Below are 901 nucleotides of genomic sequence, written 5' to 3'. Positions count from 1 at the left end.
GTCGGGCACGTCGAAGTTGCTCACCCCCCAAGACAGGATCTTGCCCTGTTCGCGAAGCCGCTCGAAGCTGGCGAAGGTATCCTTGAGCGGGTTCGAGCCGGGCCAATGCAGGAGGTAGCAGTCCAGCCGGTCGGTGCGCAGGCGCGCGAGCGAGCGCTCGCAAGCGGCCACGGTCCCCGCACGCGAGGCGTTGCTGGGGATGACCTTAGAGACGAGGAAGACCTCGTCGCGCCGCCCGTCGATCGCCTCGCCGACCACGGTCTCGGCGTCGCCGTACATCTCGGCAGTGTCGAGGTGGGTCATGCCGAGATCTAGGCCGCGACGCAGGGCAGCGACAGCGGTGGGCCGATGCGCGTCGTCGATGTACCAAGTTCCCTGGCCGATCACCGCAACCTCGCGTGGCACGGGACCGAACGGGCGTCGCTCTAACCCCCCCGGTCCCGGAGACGAAGGCGCGTGTTGCGCAGACGGATGAGGGACGACGCTCACCGCACGCTCCGAGGCAGCGGTCCGCTCGAGGAGAAAACGCGGCCGCCATTCGAGGACAGTGCGCTCAGGACCGGCGAGCGGCGCATGCAACAGCCGCAGCCGGCGGGATGGGCCGCCTTCGTGGGGCCTCGGCTGCTCGCATCACGCTCGTTCGAGGCGAGGGCGCTGCGCCGGGCCGGGTCCATGCGAGCGATGGCGGGCGCGCTGAGGAACGTCCGCAACGCCCCGACCCGGCATTCCGGACAGGCGCATGGATCACGGAACTCCGCCATCGGCCGCATCGCCGTGAACGGCCCACACGCTTCGCACGCGTAGTCGTAGATTGGCATGACATTCTCGATGTGCGAGGGCGGTGGGGAATGGGCAGTAGAGCGGCCGAGGGAACGACCGCTCACCTGGATCAGTCGGTTAC

2 protein-coding genes are annotated in these 901 nt (G+C 68.8%); both read right to left on the bottom strand.

Annotation, left to right across the window (positions count from 1 at the left end):
• A partial coding sequence (locus tag OXS27_RS32335) for an aldo/keto reductase (protein ID WP_267361749.1) occupies positions 1-405 on the bottom strand: 405 nt, incomplete at its 3' end.
• A gap of 80 nt (positions 406-485) precedes the next feature.
• Positions 486-818, bottom strand: coding sequence for a zinc ribbon domain-containing protein (locus tag OXS27_RS32330; protein ID WP_267361750.1), 333 nt, complete (start codon positions 816-818; stop codon positions 486-488).
• Positions 819-901 lie beyond the last annotated feature (83 nt).

The sequence above is a fragment of the Methylobacterium sp. GC_Met_3 genome, from assembly GCF_026540775.1.
GTDB lineage: Bacteria > Pseudomonadota > Alphaproteobacteria > Rhizobiales > Beijerinckiaceae > Methylobacterium.
Note: the sequence above shows the minus strand (reverse complement) of the source record. Positions and strands in the feature narration are given on the sequence as shown.